This window comes from Brevibacterium sp. FAM 24630, from assembly GCF_049804075.1.
Lineage (GTDB): Bacteria > Actinomycetota > Actinomycetes > Actinomycetales > Brevibacteriaceae > Brevibacterium.
Genome location: NZ_JBNBZD010000094.1, coordinates 1 through 256, shown reverse-complemented (window position 1 = coordinate 256; position 256 = coordinate 1). Strand labels below are relative to the sequence as shown.

Below are 256 nucleotides of genomic sequence, written 5' to 3'. Positions count from 1 at the left end.
CCGCCCCAGTTAAACTACCCATCAGGCACTGTCCCTGAACCCGATCAGGGTCCGAAGTTAAGGAATCCACTATGGTCAGAGTGGTATTTCACCGATCGACTCCACCTGATCTAGCGACCAAGCCTCAACGTCTCCCACCTATCCTACACAAACCACACCGAACACCAATACCAAACTATAGTGAAGGTCTCGGGGTCTTTCCGTCCTGCTGCGCGTAACGAGCATCTTTACTCGTAATGCAATTTCGCCGAGTTCG

The 256-nt window shown here is 52.0% G+C and carries 1 rRNA gene; it reads right to left on the bottom strand.

Annotation, left to right across the window (positions count from 1 at the left end):
* Positions 1-256 (bottom strand): 23S ribosomal RNA (locus tag ACPUD7_RS17875); the annotation flags it as partial.